The sequence below is a fragment of the Microcoleus sp. Pol14D4 genome (assembly GCF_036701245.1).
GTDB lineage: Bacteria > Cyanobacteriota > Cyanobacteriia > Cyanobacteriales > Microcoleaceae > Microcoleus.
Genome location: NZ_JAUBQM010000206.1, coordinates 1 through 1169 on the forward strand (window position 1 = coordinate 1; position 1169 = coordinate 1169).

Genomic DNA, 1169 nt, shown 5'->3' on the forward strand with positions numbered 1-1169 from the left:
CTGGGGGGGTGACAAAAAGGTCTACGAGATAGACTGTATAAGGGTTGCGGCCCGCATACCTTGTTGATAAAAGCGGCGTTTATTGGGAGTTAACTTCATTAACTGTTCTACCTCGTCAGAATATTGTTCGAGATAATTGACCCACTTTTCTCCATCTAAACCAACACCAAATGTACTGCGTCTTCGATATCTTTTTTTAGGTTCTTTGCGACGAGATACATATTTTTGTACCTGCTTTTTTTTCAATTCAGTGCCTTGAAATATTGCCCAAGTGTACGCAAGTGTCATGAGCAAAATCATGTTAATAAGTCGGTCTCCTTTTAAGCTGGTTCCTTCAAGATCGTAGCCTCCTGTTTTACAGTCTCGGAACATTTCTTCAATACCCATCCGCTGCTTATAAGCATTGATAGCTGCTGGCAATGACCCTAAATCTGTGAGTATAAACCACGCTTCATCAACCTTCCATCCCCCGTAGTTCCTTTTCCACTTACAAGCAAGATCAAATCCGGTCGCAGGTCGAGTTTTCCTCACTCTTTTACCTTGAAAATATAAAGAGGTTCCTGGCACTATGCCTAATTCATCTAATCGCTGCCAAACTAAATGCTCTGTTTCGATACAATGATTCTTCTTCAGTCTTAAGCAAAAAGATACACCCTTTTCCCTCAGCCAGTTTCCCAAATCGACAGAACAAAATTCACGGTCTCCTAAAACGATGACTTTATATTCGGAAAATAATGGTAAAACTTGCTGTAAATTGCCTGTTTGTGACTCGAAGTTACTGTTTCCCAATTTGGGCAACAGTGACCAGTATAAGGGAATTGCTCTTTTTTCCCAGATTAGGCTCACCATAAAAAGATTAATGCTGCCCCATTGACTGCGGTCGATTGCAATTGATAAACGAGTACCAATGGGGCAATAAGTGGTCAACCAATAACTAATTAAGGGGAACCAAATTAATGAGATAGTTAAGTTTGGTAAATCCAGAAATCTTTGTAGTTTTCTACGCCGACTTTCCGTTGTAATTGGGTAAGGAAATACCCGTGCCAGTCGTTCTAATCTCACTTGTTTTTCTGATTGTATCAAGGGTAGCAAGATTTCAATCAGTTTCAATTGAGCTGAACTTAGTTGTTTTTTTAAATGAATGAGGTAGAATGTTGGTATCATTATTT

At 39.5% G+C, this 1169-nt stretch carries 1 protein-coding gene; it reads right to left on the reverse strand.

Features of this window, described 5'->3' with window-relative positions; translation table 11 throughout:
- Positions 1-21: 21 nt before the first annotated feature.
- Positions 22-1169 (reverse strand): IS4 family transposase (locus QUA33_RS28125; RefSeq protein WP_333153070.1); only part of this gene is annotated, 1148 nt, incomplete at its 5' end.